At 32.4% G+C, this 18,471-nt stretch carries 20 protein-coding genes; 10 read left to right on the forward strand and 10 right to left on the reverse strand.

Going from position 1 to position 18,471, the window contains the following annotated elements:
• The first annotated feature begins 73 nt into the window (after positions 1-73).
• The 4 genes from V1T75_RS13800 (at position 74) to V1T75_RS13815 (ending at position 5,109) form a co-directional block, all read left to right on the forward strand.
• Positions 74-1,336: a DUF5690 family protein gene (locus V1T75_RS13800; protein WP_330489088.1), complete on the forward strand. Its 1,263-nt coding sequence runs from the start codon at positions 74-76 to the stop codon at positions 1,334-1,336.
• Positions 1,326-2,477, forward strand: coding sequence for a TIGR03364 family FAD-dependent oxidoreductase (locus V1T75_RS13805; RefSeq protein WP_330489089.1), 1,152 nt, complete (start codon positions 1,326-1,328; stop codon positions 2,475-2,477). Before V1T75_RS13800 ends, V1T75_RS13805 begins: the two co-directional genes overlap by 11 nt.
• Positions 2,478-2,485: 8 nt before the next feature.
• Positions 2,486-3,151: a phosphonatase-like hydrolase gene (locus V1T75_RS13810; RefSeq protein WP_330489090.1), complete on the forward strand. Its 666-nt coding sequence runs from the start codon at positions 2,486-2,488 to the stop codon at positions 3,149-3,151.
• A gap of 143 nt (positions 3,152-3,294) precedes the next feature.
• Positions 3,295-5,109 (forward strand): hemopexin repeat-containing protein, encoded by a 1,815-nt coding sequence (locus V1T75_RS13815; protein ID WP_330489091.1) that lies wholly within the window; start codon positions 3,295-3,297, stop codon positions 5,107-5,109.
• A gap of 35 nt (positions 5,110-5,144) precedes the next feature.
• Here the strand turns inward: V1T75_RS13815 and V1T75_RS13820 are convergent, their stop codons facing one another.
• From V1T75_RS13820 to mtaB, 5 genes are all read right to left on the reverse strand, one after another.
• On the reverse strand, positions 5,145-5,720 hold the full coding sequence (locus tag V1T75_RS13820) for a helix-turn-helix domain-containing protein (RefSeq protein ID WP_047790475.1): 576 nt from the start codon (positions 5,718-5,720) through the stop codon (positions 5,145-5,147).
• A 212-nt stretch (positions 5,721-5,932) separates the two neighbouring features.
• Positions 5,933-6,835 carry a lytic transglycosylase domain-containing protein gene (locus V1T75_RS13825; RefSeq protein WP_330489092.1) on the reverse strand — a complete coding sequence of 301 codons (903 nt, stop codon included), beginning with the start codon at positions 6,833-6,835 and terminating at the stop codon, positions 5,933-5,935.
• A 36-nt stretch (positions 6,836-6,871) separates the two neighbouring features.
• Complete coding sequence (locus tag V1T75_RS13830; protein WP_330489093.1) at positions 6,872-7,537, reverse strand: alpha/beta hydrolase; 666 nt, start codon at positions 7,535-7,537, stop codon at positions 6,872-6,874.
• Complete coding sequence (locus V1T75_RS13835) at positions 7,537-8,283, reverse strand: DUF6438 domain-containing protein (RefSeq protein ID WP_330489094.1); 747 nt, start codon at positions 8,281-8,283, stop codon at positions 7,537-7,539. The genes V1T75_RS13830 and V1T75_RS13835 overlap by 1 nt, the downstream gene beginning before the upstream one ends.
• 344 nt (positions 8,284-8,627) lie before the next feature.
• Entirely contained in the window at positions 8,628-9,962 is a 1,335-nt protein-coding gene (gene mtaB / locus V1T75_RS13840; protein WP_330489095.1) for a tRNA (N(6)-L-threonylcarbamoyladenosine(37)-C(2))-methylthiotransferase MtaB, read from the reverse strand.
• Positions 9,963-10,089: 127 nt separating this feature from the next.
• Between mtaB and V1T75_RS13845 the strand changes: the two genes are divergently transcribed.
• The 3 genes from V1T75_RS13845 (at position 10,090) to V1T75_RS13855 (ending at position 12,582) form a co-directional block, all read left to right on the forward strand.
• On the forward strand, positions 10,090-10,590 hold the full coding sequence (locus V1T75_RS13845) for a GNAT family N-acetyltransferase (RefSeq protein WP_330489096.1): 501 nt from the start codon (positions 10,090-10,092) through the stop codon (positions 10,588-10,590).
• Entirely contained in the window at positions 10,587-10,904 is a 318-nt protein-coding gene (locus V1T75_RS13850) for an antibiotic biosynthesis monooxygenase family protein (RefSeq protein WP_330489097.1), read from the forward strand. Before V1T75_RS13845 ends, V1T75_RS13850 begins: the two co-directional genes overlap by 4 nt.
• A 118-nt stretch (positions 10,905-11,022) precedes the next feature.
• Positions 11,023-12,582: an ABC transporter substrate-binding protein gene (locus V1T75_RS13855; RefSeq protein WP_330489132.1), complete on the forward strand. Its 1,560-nt coding sequence runs from the start codon at positions 11,023-11,025 to the stop codon at positions 12,580-12,582.
• Here V1T75_RS13855 and V1T75_RS13860 read toward each other — a convergent pair.
• The 5 genes from V1T75_RS13860 to V1T75_RS13880 form a co-directional block, all read right to left on the reverse strand.
• A complete protein-coding gene (locus tag V1T75_RS13860) occupies positions 12,579-13,313 on the reverse strand; it encodes a YggS family pyridoxal phosphate-dependent enzyme (protein ID WP_330489098.1) in 735 nt (244 codons plus the stop codon). The genes V1T75_RS13855 and V1T75_RS13860 overlap by 4 nt on opposite strands.
• Positions 13,306-14,031, reverse strand: a complete 726-nt coding sequence (locus V1T75_RS13865) for an AAA family ATPase (protein WP_330489099.1) — start codon at positions 14,029-14,031, stop codon at positions 13,306-13,308. Before V1T75_RS13865 ends, V1T75_RS13860 begins: the two co-directional genes overlap by 8 nt.
• 91 nt (positions 14,032-14,122) lie before the next feature.
• Positions 14,123-14,725, reverse strand: coding sequence for a MarR family winged helix-turn-helix transcriptional regulator (locus V1T75_RS13870; RefSeq protein WP_330489100.1), 603 nt, complete (start codon positions 14,723-14,725; stop codon positions 14,123-14,125).
• Positions 14,725-14,988, reverse strand: a complete 264-nt coding sequence (locus tag V1T75_RS13875) for a DUF2024 family protein (protein ID WP_330489101.1) — start codon at positions 14,986-14,988, stop codon at positions 14,725-14,727. The genes V1T75_RS13870 and V1T75_RS13875 overlap by 1 nt, the downstream gene beginning before the upstream one ends.
• Before the next feature lie 68 nt (positions 14,989-15,056).
• Entirely contained in the window at positions 15,057-15,290 is a 234-nt protein-coding gene (locus tag V1T75_RS13880) for a thioredoxin family protein (RefSeq protein ID WP_330489102.1), read from the reverse strand.
• A 201-nt stretch (positions 15,291-15,491) separates the two neighbouring features.
• Between V1T75_RS13880 and V1T75_RS13885 the strand changes: the two genes are divergently transcribed.
• From V1T75_RS13885 to V1T75_RS13895, 3 genes are all read left to right on the forward strand, one after another.
• Positions 15,492-17,372 (forward strand): ATP-binding protein, encoded by a 1,881-nt coding sequence (locus V1T75_RS13885; RefSeq protein WP_330489103.1) that lies wholly within the window; start codon positions 15,492-15,494, stop codon positions 17,370-17,372.
• A 6-nt stretch (positions 17,373-17,378) separates the two neighbouring features.
• The gene (locus tag V1T75_RS13890; protein ID WP_330489104.1) at positions 17,379-18,020 is read left to right on the forward strand and encodes a response regulator transcription factor; all 642 of its coding nucleotides are present in this window, start codon (positions 17,379-17,381) and stop codon (positions 18,018-18,020) included.
• A gap of 109 nt (positions 18,021-18,129) precedes the next feature.
• Positions 18,130-18,471 carry a zinc-ribbon domain-containing protein gene (locus tag V1T75_RS13895; protein ID WP_330489105.1) on the forward strand — a complete coding sequence of 114 codons (342 nt, stop codon included), beginning with the start codon at positions 18,130-18,132 and terminating at the stop codon, positions 18,469-18,471.

The raw sequence follows: 18,471 nt of genomic DNA on the forward strand, positions 1-18,471 counted from the left end.
AATAATTTTCTGTTTATAAATGCAATGCGGGCTCTCATTTTTTATGAGGGCTTGCATTATTAAAAAAGTTAGTATGAATATAAGATTTGTAGCAAGAGCCTCTATAGCAGCTTTCGGTACGTACTTTTGTATGTACGCTTTTCGAAAGCCATTTACAGTAGCCACTTTTGCCGATGAAAGTTTTTGGGGAATTGATTATAAAATTCTCTTGATAATAGCCCAAGTAGTAGGGTATACATTATCAAAGTTTATAGGAATTAAAGTCATTTCTGAAATGAAATCAGGTAAAAGGATGCTCGCTTTAGTTAGCTTTATTCTATTCGCTGAAGTAAGCTTGTTAGGTTTTGCTATAACTCCCGCACCCTACAATATCTTATTCCTGTTTTTAAACGGATTGCCCTTAGGCATGGTTTGGGGAATTGTGTTTTCTTATTTGGAAGGAAGAAAAGCCACAGAACTCTTAGGAGTAATCTTGTCCTCGAGCTTTATAGTTTCTTCAGGAGCTGTAAAATCAGTTGGAAAAATAGTGTTGGATAGCTTTGGGTGTAACGAATATTGGATGCCTTTTATAACGGGACTGTTTTTTATAATTCCGTTGATATTTTTTGCTTGGTTACTAGAGAAGTTACCCAAACCAACAGCAGAAGATACACGACTTAAAGTAGTGCGTAAACCCTTAGATTCAGCAGGAAGAAAAAAATTATTCAAAGAATTTTCAGGGCCTTTAATACTCATCGTTTTCTTTTTTATGCTACTCACGGCATTAAGAGATTTTAGAGACAACTTTGCCCGAGAAATCTGGGACTCTTTAGGGTACAAAGACGCTTCAATTTATAGTATTTCAGAAATTCCTATAGCCATTATTGTACTCATTATTTTAGGGGTAATAGGAAGTATTAGCAAAAACTACAAAGCATTTGTATACTATCATTATGTGTTGTTTGTATCGTGTTTGGCAGTGATTATTAGTACTTATTTATTTCAGTACAACGAAATTTCAGCATTAACGTGGATGATTATTTCTGGTTTAGGATTGTATAGTTGCTATGTGCCTTTTAACGGAATATTTTTCGACCGCATGATTGCAACTTTTAAAATAAACGGAAATGTAGGGTTCTTAATCTACATAGCTGATGCTTTTGGTTACTTGGGAAGTATATTAATTCTATTATATAAAAACTTCGGAAAAGGAGATATTTCATGGCTAAGCTTTTTTACATACGCACTTTACATATTAGCATTTATAGGAATACTTATAACACTATATAGCTTTTACTTTTTTAAGGCTAAAAAAAACAAAGAACAAAAAATAAATCAATTGGTATATGAATCATAAATATGACCTTATTGTTGTTGGAGGAGGAGTTTTAGGAACTTTTCATGCCTATCATGCTGCAAAGAAAGGGTTGTCAGTAGCTATTTTAGAAAAAGATAACAAACCACAAGGAGCTACCGTTCGTAATTTCGGACAAGTAGTACCTTCAGGAATGAATCAAAAATGGCAAAACTATGGAAGAGAAAGTTTAGCTATTTATAAAGAAATTCAACAACAGTTTGATGTTTCCATACGTCAAAACGGAACTGTATATATCGCATCAAACGAAGAAGAAGTTCAGTTAATAGAAGAATTGCATCAAATTAATAAAAATAATAGTTACGCATCGCAACTTTTAACCAAAGAACAATGCTTAGATAAGTATGCTGGCTTGCGAAGTGATTACTGTAAAGCAGGATTGTTTTTTCCTGAAGAAGTAACTGTGGAGCCTAGAGTTATGATTCTTCGTTTACATGAGTTCATGAAAAAAGAATTGAATGTAACAATACACTATAATACTAAGGTGATGGCTACAAACAATGTTACCAGTGGTGTATCAGTGTTAACATCAAATTCCGAAGAAGTATTGGCGTCAAAAGTAATCATCTGCAACGGAAGTGATTTTAAAACACTGTATCCGTCAATATATAATGAAAGTGATTTAATTGTATCGAAGCTACAAATGATGCAAACAAAACCACAAAAGAATTACCAACTAGACGGATCTATTTTAACAGGGTTAACAATTAGAAGGTACGAAGCTTTTGAAGAATGTGCTTCGTGGAATACAATAAAAGCTAATGAAGACCCGAATTCGTTTGAGAAAAAATACGGAGTACATATTTTATTTAAGCAAGCAACGGACGGTTCTGTTATTTTGGGTGACTCACACGAATATGCAACGGCAAAAAATATAGATGATCTTGGATTTGACTTGAATGAAGACATAGATAACTTCATGATTCAAGAAGCTAAAAAAATTATCGATTTACCAACGTACGAAATCCAACATCGTTGGGCAGGATTTTATAGCCAATGTAAAACCAAAGATCTTTTCGAACATTCGGTAGGAGAAAATATACACATTGTAACAGGAATTGGAGGAAAAGGAATGACAGGTAGCGCAGGCTTTTCAAAAGAAAGTATTAATAAATTATTTTAAGTAAATAGATGTTAGAAAATATTAAAATGGTTGTTTTTGATATGGCAGGAACAACAGTAGATGAGCAAAATGTAGTGTATAAAACCTTACACAAAGCATTAAATGCACACGGAGTAGCAGTTGATTTAAATACCGTTTTAAGAATAGGAGCAGGAAAAGAAAAACATCAGGCTATTAAAGATGTTTTAGTTGAATTCATGCCAAGTAAACTGGGGCATTCTGAAGCAATATTTGAAGAGTTCAAAAAAATGCTGGATGAAGCTTATGAAAATTTAGAAGTAATGCCCATAAAAGGCGTAGAGAATGTATTGCTCAATTTAAGACAAAAAGGAATAATAGTAGTGTTAAATACGGGCTATAACAGACAAGTAGCAGAAAAGCTGTTAGAAAAATTGGCATGGGACAAGAACATACATTACGATATGTTATTAACTGCCTCTGATGTAGAAAAGGGACGCCCTCATCCAGAAATGATACACAAAGCAATGGAAGCATTTAATATAACCAATACCAGGTTTGTTTTAAAAGCTGGAGATTCAGCCATCGATATAGAGGAAGGTAAAAATGCCAATTGTGGAGTAACCATAGGTGTTTTATCAGGAGCACAAACTAAAGAACAGTTAGAATCTCAAAATCCAGATTATATTTTGTTGTCTTTAAGTGAGTTAGTTTAATAAAATGTAAATGATATGTTTGCTAAATATATCTTTAATGTTAGCTAATTTATCTTTGTATTAAGACTCAAAAACAACAGTTTAAAAGTTTACTAATAGTGTATTTTTGATTAATAATTTAACTATTAGTAAACTTTTTTAAAATGAAAACCAATTATGTAGTAAAGCTAAGCGCTTTAATTTTATTGTTCGCATTGTCGAGCTGTCAAGAGAACAATTTGGAGGAGGTATCCAAAGAACAAGGAAAACTAGAACGACAAACAAAGTCTTCTTTAAAGAAAAAGGTATTAGTCGTAGGTTTTGATGGAATCCAGTTTGAGAAAATAGCAGGAACTTCCACTCCAAATTTAGATAAGCTGAATATTGTAAAAGGGTATGCAGGAGGAATCGATAATACTTCTTCTGAACAAAAAACAAGTAGCGGACCGGGGTGGTCAACTATTTTAACGGGTGTTTGGGTAAACAAACACGGAGTTACAGACAACAGTACTTCGCATATTTCGAAAGCGAAAAGTGTTTTTCAATTAATTAAAGAATCAAATTCAGGATTAAAAACCGCTAGTGTTGTTACTTGGGGACCTATTCACGATTTCTTTAGAGAGCAACTAAACTATATCGATTATCACTCAAAAAGTGGAGGAGATGAAAATACCGTTACAGGAGCTATCCATGCGATAAACAATGAAAACTCTGATGTAGTTTTTGCGCATATAGACAATGTGGATAATGTGGGGCATTCATTAGGTTTTGGTAGCGCTTATAATAATGCTATAACCAAAGCAGATGAACAGTTTGGTAGAATGGTAGCTGAGGTAGAAAAAAGAACGAATGAAGATTGGTTAATATTAGTAGTAACTGATCACGGAAGAGGCTTTGGTGGATTTAATCATGGAGGACAAACAACGCAAGAAAAAACAATTTTTGTAGGAATGAACAAAGAAGGAAATGATGAATTTAATTCCTATGTTTCAAATGTTCCAAATCAAGATTTTGGCGGAATTTACGGTCATATTGCACAAACAGCAATCGTTCCCTCTATCTTAACTCACTTAAACATCCCGATTCAAAAAGAATGGCAATTAAATAGTACTTCTTTAGTAGGAAATGTAGGTGTTAGGAAAGTAATGATGCAAAATGCGAATACAGTGTATTGGAGTTCTAACGCATCTAACAATGTTGATATTTATAAAAATAATGCATACGTAGCAACGGTACCTGCTTCGCAAGGGTATTTTACCGATGCTAACAATTCTGATGGAAGTATTAATTACACTGTATTACTTGACGGACAAACAGGTTCTGTAGCCTATAACAATTCTCAAATAATTGCAGGATTGGATTGGAATGATTTTACAGACAATAGAGCTTATTTTTTTAGAAGTGATAATAGTTATATACGTTATGACAAACTACTAGATAAGTCTGATGATGGTTATCCAAAAGAAGTAAATAATAGTACTTGGCCAGGGTTAGGGGCGTATAAAGATTTAATCAGCGCAGCTTTTAAATGGCATAATCATAAAGGATATTTCTTCTTAAAAGATGGAAGGTATTTACGTTACGATATGAATAATGACTCTGTAGATTCGGGATACCCAGCAAACATAACAAATGGAAATTGGCCTGGGTTGGAACCGTATAAAAATAAAATTGTAGCAGCTTTTAAATGGAATAATAGCAGGGCTTATTTCTTTTTAAATGATGGAACTTATATAAGATATAGTATAACAAATGACTCCGTAGATTCTGGATATCCAGCAGCTATTACCAATGGAAGCTGGCCAGGATTAGGAGATTATGCAACAAAGATTACAGCAGCTGTAGATTGGGATGTAACCTATTGTTACTTTTTCCTTGATGATAATACCTATATTAAGTATAATAAATCAACAGATAGTGCAGTATCAGGTTATCCTAAAGAGGTTAACAATAGCACTTGGCCTGGATTAAAAAACTAAAAGGGCAAAATAAGTAGGGTGTGTGAGCACCCTACTTAATTATTTTCTGAATAAAAATATAGGACCAACATGGTACAAGGTGTTTGAGTGCGATTCACAGGTACATGAGGAAGCCTTCCGTCAAAATACAAAGAGTCACCTTCTTTAACAGTAACTTCAACATTATCGATAAGATAGGTGCATTCACCACTCATAATGTATTTAAACTCCCAAGCATCAGTAATTACCTTTTCTCTTTTAGAATTGGGAGATACAGTTAATAAAACAGCTTCAAAACCAACGGCATTTAAACTTTTACCAAAAATTTGATAATACGTAAACCCTTCAGCTTCTACTTCTTTTTCTATTAATTGCTGCTCTTCTTTTTTTATATGAATATATTTTGAACCGGTTTTTTTCTCAACCCCTTCAAAAAAAGTACTGGCATCTATTTCTAAAGCACTTATAATTTCTAATAAAACAGGTAAAGAGGGAATGGTTCTTCCGTTTTCTATTCTTGAGATTAGACCATTACTTACTTGCGCATTCGTTGCTAAAGTATTAATTGTAATATGTTGCTTTTTTCTAATTTCTTTAATTCGTTTCCCTATTCCGATTAAAAAATTATCCATAAATACTTACTGGTTTTTTCTTAGTTTTTTAACGCCATCCACTATAAACCAAGAAGCAAATAATACTCTAACGAGTAAAAAAATATATTGGTTTTCGGTTGTAAAGCTGAATAAAAGTCGATACACTTCTCTTTTTTGAAAAAAGATAGAAAATGTACTAATTAAAATAAATATACCTATGAATAAATATACAAAAGGAAGTACTTTTTTCACTATTTAACGGGGATTTTAATTTCGTATAATTTTCCACTACGGTTGTTTAATTTGTTTTCTCTTAGCCAAGAGTTATGTAGCTTGAGCTCTTTGTAGGTAATTCCGAATTTTTTAGCAAATAAGGCGATATTACTAATAGCAGTATCTACTTTAACGGTATAGGTTTCTGGTAGGGTATATAAATCTTCTTGGTCAAAAATAAAACCGTATTCCTTAGGGTTTGAAATAATTTCTTTCAAGGCTAAAATTCTAAACACATAACGTTCAGTTTCATCTGGTAGTAAAGCGTCATAATAACTAGTTACCCCTTGCGTATCCAAGCGTTTAGAAATACCATAATTACCTGCATTGTAAGCTGCAGCAGCAAGTGTCCAAGAACCGAAACGCTCTTTTGATTTTTTTAAATACTCTGCAGCTACTTTGGTAGATTTTTCTATATGATAACGTTCATCAACATTACTATTAATTTCTAACCCGTATTCCTTTCCTGTTTGTTTCATAAAATGCCACATTCCCGCAGCTCCTACATGTGAAGTTTCATCAATAAACCCACTTTCAGCCAAGGCTAAAAATTTAAAATCGTCAGGTAATCCATATTTTGCTAGTAAAGGTTCTAAAATAGGAAAGTATTTATTAGCACGTTTTATTAATAACAATCCATTAGATTGCCAATAGGTATTTACTAAAAGCTCGCGATCCATTCGTTCTCTAATGTCAGGTTTTTCAATAGGAACTCGTTCTCCAGCTAAATTTAAATCGTTAGGTAGTTTTAACGCTTTAACCTCATAGCTTTCTGCCACATTTTTAAGGGTGGGTTCGTTTGATTTGCTTATCGTATTGGTAAATAAAATTCCAACAAATACGATAGTTAAGATAGATAAGAAACGGATTGATTTGTTCATGTGTTCTTTTAGTTTTTGTCAAGTTGTGTAATGGTGTTAATCCATCAAAAAACATTCCTTTTTTAATATTTCAGAAATAGTTTTTGCCTTGGTCAGTATCATCACATGGGTGCCATTGTCAATTTCAATTGCATTTTTGATGTACTTTATAGGAAAAACCTCGTCTTTTTTTCCGTGAATATGTAGTATGCCAGGAATCGATTCTTCTTGCTTCCAATGCAATACGTTGTATATGGCCCACTGTAAATACTCTTTGTTTCTAACTGACAGGTATATTTTATACAGCTCAGCTCGTTTTTTTAAATAATCATTAAAAAAGTAACGTTCGTAACTTTCAATATTAGCAATAACTTTTGAAGGGAAAAGCTTATAGGCTTTGGTTATTTGTGCTAATTTAAGACGTTTAGGAAACTCCTTGTTGTTTTTAACACTTGATATGATAATTATTTTTTTACAGTCAATAATTTTACTCATCTCTTGTACCATAATACCACCAAAAGAAACACCAATTAATAGAGGGTTTTTGTGTTGAATTTTAGCACAGAGTCTTTGCGCATAGTCTTGAATACTTTCATCGATAGATGTTGGAGGCATCCAATCTAAAAAATGCAGTTCAAAATGTTCTTCAGGTAAAGAAATACGCTCAAATATTTTGGTGTCGGCAGCTAAACCAGGAACAAAATATAGGTGAGTTTTAGACATTATTCAATAAACTTTTTGTCTAATAAAAGACCATCTATATATTCATGTATATCAATAAGTTCATCAGGAATATCTTTCCATAAACGAATTAAGATTTGTTTTCCATCATGAACTATGTAAGTACTCGACAAATCTGGAATTTTAGGATTGTTATACGCGTCTTTAAAACTTTTAAAATCCTTTTTAGTGAGTTTTTCGTTTAACTCCTGTAGTTGTTTTTCAGAAAGCGTAAATTTTTGAGTTCCTTTTACAAGTACATATTCTACTCCGTTGTAAACAACGTTACCTTCTTTATCAATGGAAACAGTATATACGGGACAGTCACCAAAACATTGAGTCTTAGTAATTCTTAAAAGATTATTTTTTTCTTCGGAAATGATGTTAGTTAATTTTTCTTCCGTGTTGGCATCAATCAATCTGAACTCACCACTTTCCTGTAGTTTATCCATCCAAAAATCACGTTTTCCTTCAGGAACTTCAACAATACCTATTGTTGAAGCACCGGTTTCATAAGCTATTTTGCTCCAAGTTAAACCGCTGTTTTTTATAAGTGATTTTACATCATTAATACTTTTAGCGTTTTTAAGAACAACAATTAGCTCGTTTTGAGAACCTGTAGGCTTTGTAACTTTTTCTTCAATAGAAATCTCTTTTTCAGTTGGCTCTGTTAATTTAGTTTCAGAATTTTTTTTAGGAATACCACAAGAGATTCCTAAGGCTAAAAAAGAGTATAGTAGGTATTTCATAGGTGAGTTTTTTTGATTGAGTGAACATTCATTTAGACTATAAAAATACACTATTATTTATCTTCAAAAATATTTAGACTGAATATTTTGTCAAGAACCCAAAAAGGAAGCCATATAAGTAGTCCTATAATGTTTATAGCAATTGTAGCAATCAAACCTAGAAAAGAAACTTATAATATAATTAATAAGGCTTGTATCGTTATAATACCCAAAAAAACTTCTAATGCTTTTCGGTTTTATGCTTCTAATAATTGCTATTCTGTCTTTGATTAAAACATATAAGAAAAATAAACTGCTGAATAAGAGTACACTACATAGAATATAAGAATACTTTTGTAAAGACATTAAGCAATCGCTTCAGTATCCACAAAATCAAAACGAACTAAACCGTCTTCATCAATTTTTGTTAACGTAACTGTGTGTAATGTATTTACTAGCTCAGGATTCCAAGGAGCTTTAACTTTTACGTAGTTTTCTGTAAACCCGTGGATATACCCTTCTTTGTTTTCACTTTCAAATAACACAGTTAAGGTGTTGTCTAACTGACTTTCATAAAAAGCTCTACGTTTTTTAACCGATAAGCCACGTAGCATTTTACTTCGTTTGGCACGTGTTTTTTTAGGAACAGCACCGTCCATTTCAACAGCTTCTGTATTGGGTCTTTCAGAATAGGTGAAAACGTGTAAGTATGAAATATCTAAATCAGCTAAATAGTTATAGGTTTCTAAAAACAATTCATCTGTTTCACCAGGGAAGCCAACAATAACATCTACACCAATACAAGCGTTAGGCATTACCTCTTTAATCTTAGCAACTCTATCTGTATATACTTTACGTAAATAACGACGCTTCATTTTCTTTAAAAGAGTGTCACTTCCTGATTGTAACGGAATGTGAAAATGAGGAACAAAGGTATTTGAGTTGGAAACAAAATCAATCGTTGCATCTTTTAATAAATTAGGCTCAATTGAAGAGATTCGTAAACGATTAATTCCATCCACTTTATCAAGTGCTTGTACCAACTCTAAAAAAGTATGTTCGTGTTTTTTATTACCGAATTCCCCTTTTCCATAGTCACCAATATTAACTCCAGTTAATACAATTTCTTTGATTCCTTTTTCTGAAATCTCTTTGGCGTTTTTTAATACGTTTTCTAAGGTGTCACTTCGAGAAATTCCACGAGCTAGCGGTATCGTACAGTAAGTACATTTGTAGTCACAACCATCTTGCACTTTTAAGAAAGCACGAGTACGATCGCCAATAGAATACGAACCTACATAAAAATCGGCATCTTCAATCTCACAAGAATGTACTTCACCAATATCATTTTTGGTTAAGTCGTTAATATAGCTCGTTACATTAAACTTTTCAGTAGCACCCAATACCAAATCTACCCCATCAACAGCAGCCAATTCTTCTGGTTTTAATTGTGCGTAACATCCTACCCCAATCACAAAAGCCTCTTCATTCTTCTTTAAAGCAGATTTTACAATACTTTTAAAACGTTTATCAGCATTGTCTGTTACTGAACAGGTATTGATTACATATATATCTGCTTTTTCTTCAAACTCAACACGTTCAAATCCTTCAGTAACAAAGTTTCTGGCAATGGTTGAGGTTTCTGAAAAATTTAATTTACAACCTAAGGTGTAAAAAGCTACTTTCTTATCTACATTCATCTTTTCTCTATCCTAAATAAAAAACAAAAGCCTTGTACAAGTCTTTAATTTTTTAGAAGTTCGTATAGTTTATTTAATCTACGACTGCTTAAAGCAGTTTTGGGTTTGCAAAAGTACGATAATATTCATGATTTTTGAAACGAAAAGATTACTTATTCGAAAGCTGCAAGTTGTTGATATAGAACCTTTTTATGAGCTAGAAAGCAATCCGAAAGTATTGCAATACGCCACAGGGGAACCTAAAAATTTAGAAGAAAGTAAGGAGGATTTAGAACAGTTGATAGCACGATATACCAATAAAGAAAATGATTTTTGGATATATGCCATAGAACGAAAAGAAGGTAGTGAGTTTATAGGTACGGTTGCTTTGGTAAAAGATGAAGAAGGAAATGATGAAATAGGCTATCGATTTATAGAACGATACTGGGGAAATGGCTTTGCAACCGAGCTTTGTGAAGGATTAATACAGTATTGTAAATCGGTAGGAATGAAAAAACTTATTGGGTGTGTGGTAGATGAAAATGTTGCTTCTGCTAAAATATTAGAACGATTCAATTTTGTTGCGATAGAGAAATTTATAAGTGACGATATTGGTTTGCCAGAAACAAAATATGAACTAATTTTATGATCGTAGATAATTTAAAACCTCCGTATTACGCAGTGGTTTTCACCACAACTCTTTCTGAGGATACAGAAGGATATTATGAAATGGCTGAAAAAATGGACAATTTAGCTAAAGAGCAGGAAGGGTATTTAGGTGTTGAATCGACAAGAAGTGAGGTTGGGATTACGGTTTCTTATTGGGAAAGTTTGGATGCTATTGTTAAGTGGAAAAACAACATAGCGCATACTGAAGCTAGAAATATAGGGAGAGAGAGATGGTATAAAAAATACCAACTACGTATATGTAAAGTAGAGAGAGAGTATGGATTTGAAAAATAGAGAAGAGAAAAAAGAAAAAAGAAAAGAGAAAAGAGAGAAGAGAGGCTCTAGAAAGCGTCAGTTTGAATGTAACCGAGGCTTACAGTCTTTTTTCTTTTCTCTATTTTCTCTTTTCTTAATGGTCTCCTGCGAAAAAAAAACATCAACTTTTAACGATTCACAAGTTTTTCGTTATAACGAGCATTCAAATATTACTTCATTAGATCCTGCTTTTGCAAAAGATCAACGAAATATTTGGGGAGTAAATCAGTTATATAACGGATTGGTAGAATTGGATGATAGTTTACAAGTACAACCTTCGATAGCAAAAAGCTGGACAGTTTCTGAAGATGGAAAAATGTATCGGTTTCATTTAAGAAATGACGTATTATTTCATAAACATGAATTGTTTGGAAAAGATTCTACAAGAAATGTTGTAGCAAAAGATTTTGAGTATTCTTTTAATCGATTACTTGATAAGAATGTGGCATCTCCAGGAGGTTGGGTATTACAAAATGTTGCTGATTTTAAAGCAGAAAGCGATTCTGTTTTTACCATCAATTTAAAGCAGCCTTTTCCTCCTTTTTTAGGACTGCTGGCTATGAAATATTGCTCGGTTGTATCAAAAGAAGCCGTCGATTATTTTGGAAATGAGTTTAGAGCAAATCCGATAGGAACTGGACCTTTCCATTTTAAACTTTGGGTTGAAAATACCAAGTTGGTATTGAGGAAAAATCCACTCTATTTTGAAAAGGATGAAAAAGGAAAACAACTTCCGTATTTAGAAGCAGTTGCGGTTACTTTTTTACCAGACAAACAAAGTGAGTTTTTACAGTTTATTCAAGGGAACATCGATTTTATGAAGAGTTTGGACGCTTCGTATAAAGATGATATTCTAAACACTGATGGAACCTTAAAAGAGAAATATGCTGCTACAATCAATATGCAAACAGGAGCGTATTTAAATACGGAATATTTAGGAATATATTTAGATGGAGAAGAGGAACATCCAACAACATCAAAACTGATACGACAAGCCATCAATTATGGTTTTGATAGGGAGAAGATGATTAAGTTTTTGCGAAATGGAATTGGGAGTCCTGCTACAAGTGGATTCATTCCGAAAGGATTGCCTTCATTCAATCATCAACAAGGATATTCATACAAACCTGAAGAAGCGAAGAAGTTAGTAGCGCAGTACAAACAAGAAACAGGAAATGAGAATCCGCAAATTGCCATTACAACGAACAGCAATTATTTAGATTTGTGCGAGTTTATTCAACGGGAATTACAAAAAATAGGAATAGTGACTAAAGTAGATGTGATTCCGCCTTCAACATTGCGCCAAGGAAAAGCCAATGGTAAGTTGCCTATTTTTAGAGCAAGTTGGATTGCTGATTATCCAGATGCAGAAAATTATGTGTCGTTATTTTACAGTAAAAACTTTACACCAAACGGCCCCAATTACACACACTTTACAAATGAACTTTTCGATAGGTTGTACGAACAATCCATTAAAGAAGTAGTTGTAAAAAGGCGTCACAGACTATACCAAAGAATGGATAGTATTATCATTGCAGAGGCTCCAGTAGTTCCATTATACTACGACGAGGTAATTCGTTTTACACAGAAAAATGTTATAGGTTTAGGAATTAACCCGATTGATTTGTTAAATCTAAAAAGAGTACAGAAAAACTAAGCATTACTTTTTGTTTCGTTCCAGTAATAGCTGTCAGGGTAGATACGTTCTCCAAATATAGCGGTTCCAACTCGTACAATAGTAGCACCTTCTTCAATAGCAATTTCTAAATCATTACTCATTCCCATTGAAAGCTCTTCCATAGCAACATTCGGAATATGCAGTGCCTTAACTTCTTCTTGAAGCTGTTTTAAAAGGCGAAAACATTTTCGAACTTCATCTGATTTTGAGCTTAGCAAACCAATAGTCATGAATCCTTTGATATGGATGTTTGTAAACTTTGAAATTTCTTTTACAAGCTCAATGGTTTCCTCTGGATTAGCACCAAATTTACTTTCTTCAAAAGAGGTGTTTACTTGTATGTATACATCTATTTCTTTTTCCTCTAAAATTAAGCGTTGATGCAATTTTTGAGCTACAGATAAGCGATCGATAGATTCAATACAACTAGCCCATTTTATAACTTCTTTAATCTTGTTACTTTGTAAGTGACCTATAAAATGTACTTCAGGTTGCAAGTGTTTTATGGCATTGCATTTTTGTTTTAGCTCTTGTACTTTGTTTTCACCAACAAGAGCTTCACCTTGCTCTAAAGCAAAATTTATTTTGTCTGTATTTACCGTTTTTGTAGCTAATAACAAACGAACATCTTTTGGGTTTCTATTCGCTTTTTTACAAGCAAATTGTATTCTTTGATGAATAATGTTGAGGTTGTGTTGAATATTATCCATTTACCAATTGTCTATTACGTTCTTCTTTTTCAATAATTTTATTTTTAACAGCTCTAAAAGCAAGGTCTTTTGCTTCAGCATACGATATCCCGTATACACGATTTACTTCTCTAAATTCTTGGGGAAATTGTTGTAGTAAAGTATCATAATAATTATCTAAGTCAGCTTCACTAGGTGCTTCGAACTTGAGTTTTAGTTGAAAACGTCTTAAAAGAGCAGTGTCAATAACACTAGAGTGATTCGTAGCAGCAATTAATAAAACGTCATTTGGAAGTTGATCTACAAGTTGAATAACTGTATTCACCAATCGTTTCATCTCACTAGAATCTTTACTGTCATAATCACGCGCTTTACCGATGTAATCAAACTCATCTAAAAATAAGACAGCACTTTCTCTAGTAGCTTTTTTAAAAACTTCGGAAATATTTTTAGCTGTTTCTCCTAGTTTTGAAGAAACAATGCTGCCCAAATTAAGTATGATGATTTTTTTATCTAGCGTTTTAGCAATAGCTTTAGCAGTGGTAGTTTTACCACAACCAGTATGTCCGAATAATAAGATTTTATTATCAACAGGCAGTTTGTATTTATCTAAAACAGCAACGTGTTTAAATTCTTTTAGTAGTTGATGTAGCGTATTTTTGTTTTCATTGCTAAGATGAACTTCGTGTAGTTCAATAGTTGTTTCTTTCGATTGAAGAATCAAGTTATGTATAGCCATTTTATAATTTTTTGTCAAAAATAAAAGGTTGTACCTAATAAATTAAACCTTTTAACATACCGTTAAGAAGTAGGATTGATGCTTTAAAATATCAACTCTTAAATTCATGTTCCGGACAATCAATTCTTAACTCTTTAGAGGCTAGTTTAGATTGTAAAAGTTTACAAAAATGCTCATCGTTTTGACGTTTATAATAAGAACAAGTAAAACACATTCGTTGTATGGTTATAACCCCTGCTTTATTTAGTTGGTATATTACTTTTAAGAGTCCTGCAAGTATATCTTTCTTCTGGTCTTCAGGTAATGAACTTAAAGGTTGCTCTATATTAAGTGTAAAATTAGCTGATTTCTCTGCCATTTGTTTTCCTTGGTCAGTTAAACCAATAATATAACTTCTAGTATCGCTAGGGGTATGAAACTTTTGAACTAATTCTTTTTTTAATAAAACCCTAACACTATCACTAATAGTAGCTTTAGTCATGTTAAACTCTTCAGCTAAATAACTCACTTTACATTTCTCTTCTGAATGAAACAGTAAAAAGATTAGAAGTTGAATTTGGATAGGGCTTAAAGAATTCTCCTTGCTTTCGCTCCAAAGAAGTACCCTGAAAGCTTCCGAAATTCGCTCTAAAGCCACAACTATTTTACTTTCAATTTTAGTGTTTTGCTGGTTTAAGTCAAAAGGAGATTTCATCAATTACTGTTTTCCATTTCGTATATAAAATACCCCTTTTTATGAATAGCATCTTCCCATTCAGGTTTGAGTATTTCAATATGGCAAAATACACATTCTTTTGAAGATAGTTCAAGGTTTTCTAAGCCTTTCGTTTGTAAATATTCTTTGCCATAATTAAAAATAATGTCAGTGTCTTTATTGCTAGAAGGCACAATAATATCAAAATGCATTATTGTAGTATCTTTCTTAGTTACATAAGTATCCCAAACCGCTACTTCCATTTTATATAATTTAAAATATTAAAAAGCTCTACAAAATTAGGAATCCTAACTTTGCAGAGCAAAAAAAATTATCCTTTTACTTCGTCCATTGATGCTCCAAAATTAATATGGAGAACATTACCAGTAGGAGTTACCAAAGCAGGGACAGATTGTACACCGGCATTTTCGGCTTCTATAATTCGACTTTTGTCTTCTCCAAAGTGAACTACTTCAACATTGTCAGAACCAATTAAGTTAATAATGTCTTGTTCTGCGCTTACACATACAGGACAACCTGCGTGATAAAAAATAGATTTACTCATAATTAGATAGGTTTTAAATTTCAATACAAATATAGTTAGGTTTCCTAACTATAAAAAATATTTTTGAGAATTTTTATAAAAATTAGTTTTGTTAGGTAGGTGGGTTGTAAAGAATAAAGTTGGTAATAGTGAATTAAGAAATAAAAATGTTATGTAATTTTAGCGGTTCTTATTGTTTATAGAAAAGAAGTAATAATTGAGATGAGCATAAATTACATAAAAAGAAAAACGAGGTTGTTATTGGTAAAACAAGCTATAAGCACCATTCTTTTGTTTTTCACTTTAAAGGGAATGTCGCAGTCGGGAGGCGTGCAAAGGTTTAAAGCTTTTGGTGTAAACCCTACGATACCCAATGATTCTCTTTTTTTTAAAATAAATACGGCTAAAAACTTCCAAGCTACATACAAGGCCACATTTGATCTTATTGAGTTTCACAGAGAAAAAGGAAATTTAGATTCCATTATATACTATGGAAACCAACTGTATGCGGAAACAACAAAGAGTACATTGATCGATAAAGAAAATCATTTAGCAAAGGTTTCTAGTATCGTTGCTGAAGGAAAGTTAGAAAAGGGACTTTTTGATGAGGCTTTGAAATGGTTTTTTAAAGGAATAGAGCATTCAAACAACAAACCGAATGATGAGTTATTTGTCAAAAATAGGATAGGATTAGGAGCTGTAAAATATGTGAGAGGAAAAGAAGAGGAAGGAAAAGCAATTTTAGAAGAATGTATTGAAAGTGCTCCAAACGAAAAGCTAAAACACGATGCCCTTTTTGAACTGGCTTTTATGTATTACACAAGAAATGAGTTTGAAAGAGCAAAAGAAAATTATGAGAAGGCAAAATTATTTTACGTAGCCGAAGGCTTGGTGAAAGAAGCTTTAAAAACCGATTTGTGGCTTAGTAGAATTTTGCATAAGGAGGGTAAAACAACTGAAGCTTTAAATCTTTGCTACCATGTGTTTAACGATTCACTATCTCGTGGTTTCTTTACCCTATACGCAAAGGCAGGTAATGTAATTGGAGGCTTTTATTTGAAAGAGGGAGACTATGAAAATGCCAAGACTATATTATCTACAGTATATATAAATGCTATTCAATGGAGTAATTTAGAAATAGAAAGAAGCGCTATTTTAGGTCTTCAAAATGCTTATGCAGAGACAGGAGACTATAAAAACGCCCATGCGTTAATGACACAATTAAATCGCGTTAACAATGAAATTTTAGTAAGTCAAAATAAACAGCAAGTCAATGAATTAGAAGTACAGTATAAAACCCTAGAGCAAAAACAAGAAATAGAGCGACAAAAAACAATGAAAGCCTACATACTAATAGCTTTTCTTATTGTATTGATACCTGTACTAGCTTTGTTGTATATGTACTACCAAAAACTACAAACACAAAGCAAACTCAATAAAACATTAGAAGAAGTAAACCAACAAAAAATAACTACCTTACTTAAAGACCAAGAATTAAAGTTGGTAAAAGCGTCACTAGAAGGGCAGAATCATGAAAGAAAACGTATTGCCAGAGAGTTACACGATAGTATTGGAGGCAACTTAGCAACTATAAAATTGCAATTATCTAATAAGAGTAAATTAGAAGAAGAAAGTCTCATTAAACAAGTAGACGAAACCTATAATCAGGTACGAGAATTGTCTCATAATTTAATGCCTAAAAAGTTTAAAGATTCTGCCTTTACAACAATTATAACAGAGTATATAAACAATATTAAAGCACTATCTAAAGAACAAATAACGCTACAAATTCATCCAGTAGAAGAGGTGGATCAAATAGATGAGAACTTGAAAGTAGAGCTTTATAAAATAATTCAAGAATTATTAACCAATGCATTAAAACATGCGAAGGCTGCACAAATAGACATTCAGCTTTCTGTATTTAATAACACCGTACAACTACTTTTTGAAGACGATGGTGTTGGCTTTGATCAAGAAAAAGTAAAATACGGATTAGGATTTCAAAGCTTAAAAGATAGATTGAAAACAATTAGAGGAAATATTTTGATAAACTCTTTTCCCAGCAGAGGAACAGTGATAGATATTGATGTACCTTTAAATTAATAGATAATGACTTATAATATAATTTTAGTAGATGACCATAAAATGTTTTTAGAAGGATTGGTAAACATTTTTAAAAATGAAGAAGTGTATAATATCTTACTAACAGCAAATAGTGGTAAAAATGTAATAAAGTACATCAAAACAAATCCAGAGCAACACATAGACATTATTATTAGTGATATTTCTATGCCAGATATAGATGGTGTTACATTGAACGATTATATAAAAAAAGAACATTCAGGTATCAAAACATTAATTGTTAGTATGCATACAGATACCGGAATGATAGATGCATTGATAAAGAATAATGTTGACGGATACCTGTCTAAAAATGCCACACAATCAGAATTGCTACAAGCTGTGCAAACCATTCTTAATGGCGAAAAATATTTTTCACAGTCTGTACGAGAAGCTTATATGGAAACTATTTTTAATAAAAGAAAAGAAACCTCTGTAATGTTAACGGCAAGAGAAAAAGACGTACTTAAATTAATTGCTGAAGAATATACGACACAAGAAATAGCAGATAAACTCTTTTTAAGCAAACATACTATTGAAAGTTACCGGAAGAATTTGATATCTAAACTCAACGTAAAAAACCTAGCAGGATTAACAAAATACGCAATAAAATTAGGGCTTGTAGAGTAATAGTTTAGCGTACCCCCTGAAAACAGGGTAATAACTTTCACTAGTTTCAGTCTATTTAAATAATAGATACTCTCGCATCTTTGTACCGTAATTATTAAGTAATAAAGTTATGGTCATTTTTGGATGGCGAGAAGCCAAAATAAATATACAGCCAGTAAACAATCACAGTTGCAGTTATTGCAATGCACAAGAGCGTTTATTTATTCAAGTAAACAGATTGTATCTACACATATTTTGGATTCCTGTTGTTCCATTGTTTAAAAAAACATACAGTATTTGTGGACATTGTAAATTAGAAATGAGCAAAAGTCAAATGCCACCAGATTTACAACGAAAGGCCAAAGAATACAAACAAACCAGTAAAACTCCTTGGTGGATGTTTTCGGGACTTATCATTGTAACTTTTTTAATGCTGTTTATGTTTTCTTCAGCACTTTTAATTCTTAAATAA

The sequence above is a fragment of the Tenacibaculum sp. FZY0031 genome (genome assembly GCF_036350695.1).
Lineage (GTDB): Bacteria > Bacteroidota > Bacteroidia > Flavobacteriales > Flavobacteriaceae > Polaribacter.

Excerpts from the sequence above, each read along its gene's own strand:
- V1T75_RS13835 (WP_330489094.1), bottom strand. The coding sequence starts at position 8,283 with ATGAAATACCTACTATACTCTTTTTTAGCCTTAGGAATCTCTTGTGGT.
- V1T75_RS13845 (WP_330489096.1), top strand. The coding sequence starts at position 10,090 with ATGATTTTTGAAACGAAAAGATTACTTATTCGAAAGCTGCAAGTTGTT.
- V1T75_RS13860 (WP_330489098.1), bottom strand. The coding sequence starts at position 13,313 with ATGGATAATATTCAACACAACCTCAACATTATTCATCAAAGAATACAA.
- V1T75_RS13830 (WP_330489093.1), bottom strand. The coding sequence starts at position 7,537 with ATGTCTAAAACTCACCTATATTTTGTTCCTGGTTTAGCTGCCGACACC.
- V1T75_RS13895 (WP_330489105.1), top strand. The coding sequence starts at position 18,130 with ATGGTCATTTTTGGATGGCGAGAAGCCAAAATAAATATACAGCCAGTA.
- V1T75_RS13880 (WP_330489102.1), bottom strand. The coding sequence starts at position 15,290 with ATGAGTAAATCTATTTTTTATCACGCAGGTTGTCCTGTATGTGTAAGC.
- V1T75_RS13800 (WP_330489088.1), top strand. The coding sequence starts at position 74 with ATGAATATAAGATTTGTAGCAAGAGCCTCTATAGCAGCTTTCGGTACG.
- V1T75_RS13825 (WP_330489092.1), bottom strand. The coding sequence starts at position 6,835 with ATGAACAAATCAATCCGTTTCTTATCTATCTTAACTATCGTATTTGTT.
- V1T75_RS13850 (WP_330489097.1), top strand. The coding sequence starts at position 10,587 with ATGATCGTAGATAATTTAAAACCTCCGTATTACGCAGTGGTTTTCACC.
- V1T75_RS13820 (WP_047790475.1), bottom strand. The coding sequence starts at position 5,720 with ATGGATAATTTTTTAATCGGAATAGGGAAACGAATTAAAGAAATTAGA.
- mtaB (WP_330489095.1), bottom strand. The coding sequence starts at position 9,962 with ATGAATGTAGATAAGAAAGTAGCTTTTTACACCTTAGGTTGTAAATTA.
- V1T75_RS13875 (WP_330489101.1), bottom strand. The coding sequence starts at position 14,988 with ATGGAAGTAGCGGTTTGGGATACTTATGTAACTAAGAAAGATACTACA.
- V1T75_RS13805 (WP_330489089.1), top strand. The coding sequence starts at position 1,326 with ATGAATCATAAATATGACCTTATTGTTGTTGGAGGAGGAGTTTTAGGA.
- V1T75_RS13855 (WP_330489132.1), top strand. The coding sequence starts at position 11,023 with ATGGTCTCCTGCGAAAAAAAAACATCAACTTTTAACGATTCACAAGTT.
- V1T75_RS13865 (WP_330489099.1), bottom strand. The coding sequence starts at position 14,031 with ATGGCTATACATAACTTGATTCTTCAATCGAAAGAAACAACTATTGAA.
- V1T75_RS13890 (WP_330489104.1), top strand. The coding sequence starts at position 17,379 with ATGACTTATAATATAATTTTAGTAGATGACCATAAAATGTTTTTAGAA.
- V1T75_RS13815 (WP_330489091.1), top strand. The coding sequence starts at position 3,295 with ATGAAAACCAATTATGTAGTAAAGCTAAGCGCTTTAATTTTATTGTTC.
- V1T75_RS13885 (WP_330489103.1), top strand. The coding sequence starts at position 15,492 with ATGAGCATAAATTACATAAAAAGAAAAACGAGGTTGTTATTGGTAAAA.
- V1T75_RS13810 (WP_330489090.1), top strand. The coding sequence starts at position 2,486 with ATGTTAGAAAATATTAAAATGGTTGTTTTTGATATGGCAGGAACAACA.
- V1T75_RS13870 (WP_330489100.1), bottom strand. The coding sequence starts at position 14,725 with ATGAAATCTCCTTTTGACTTAAACCAGCAAAACACTAAAATTGAAAGT.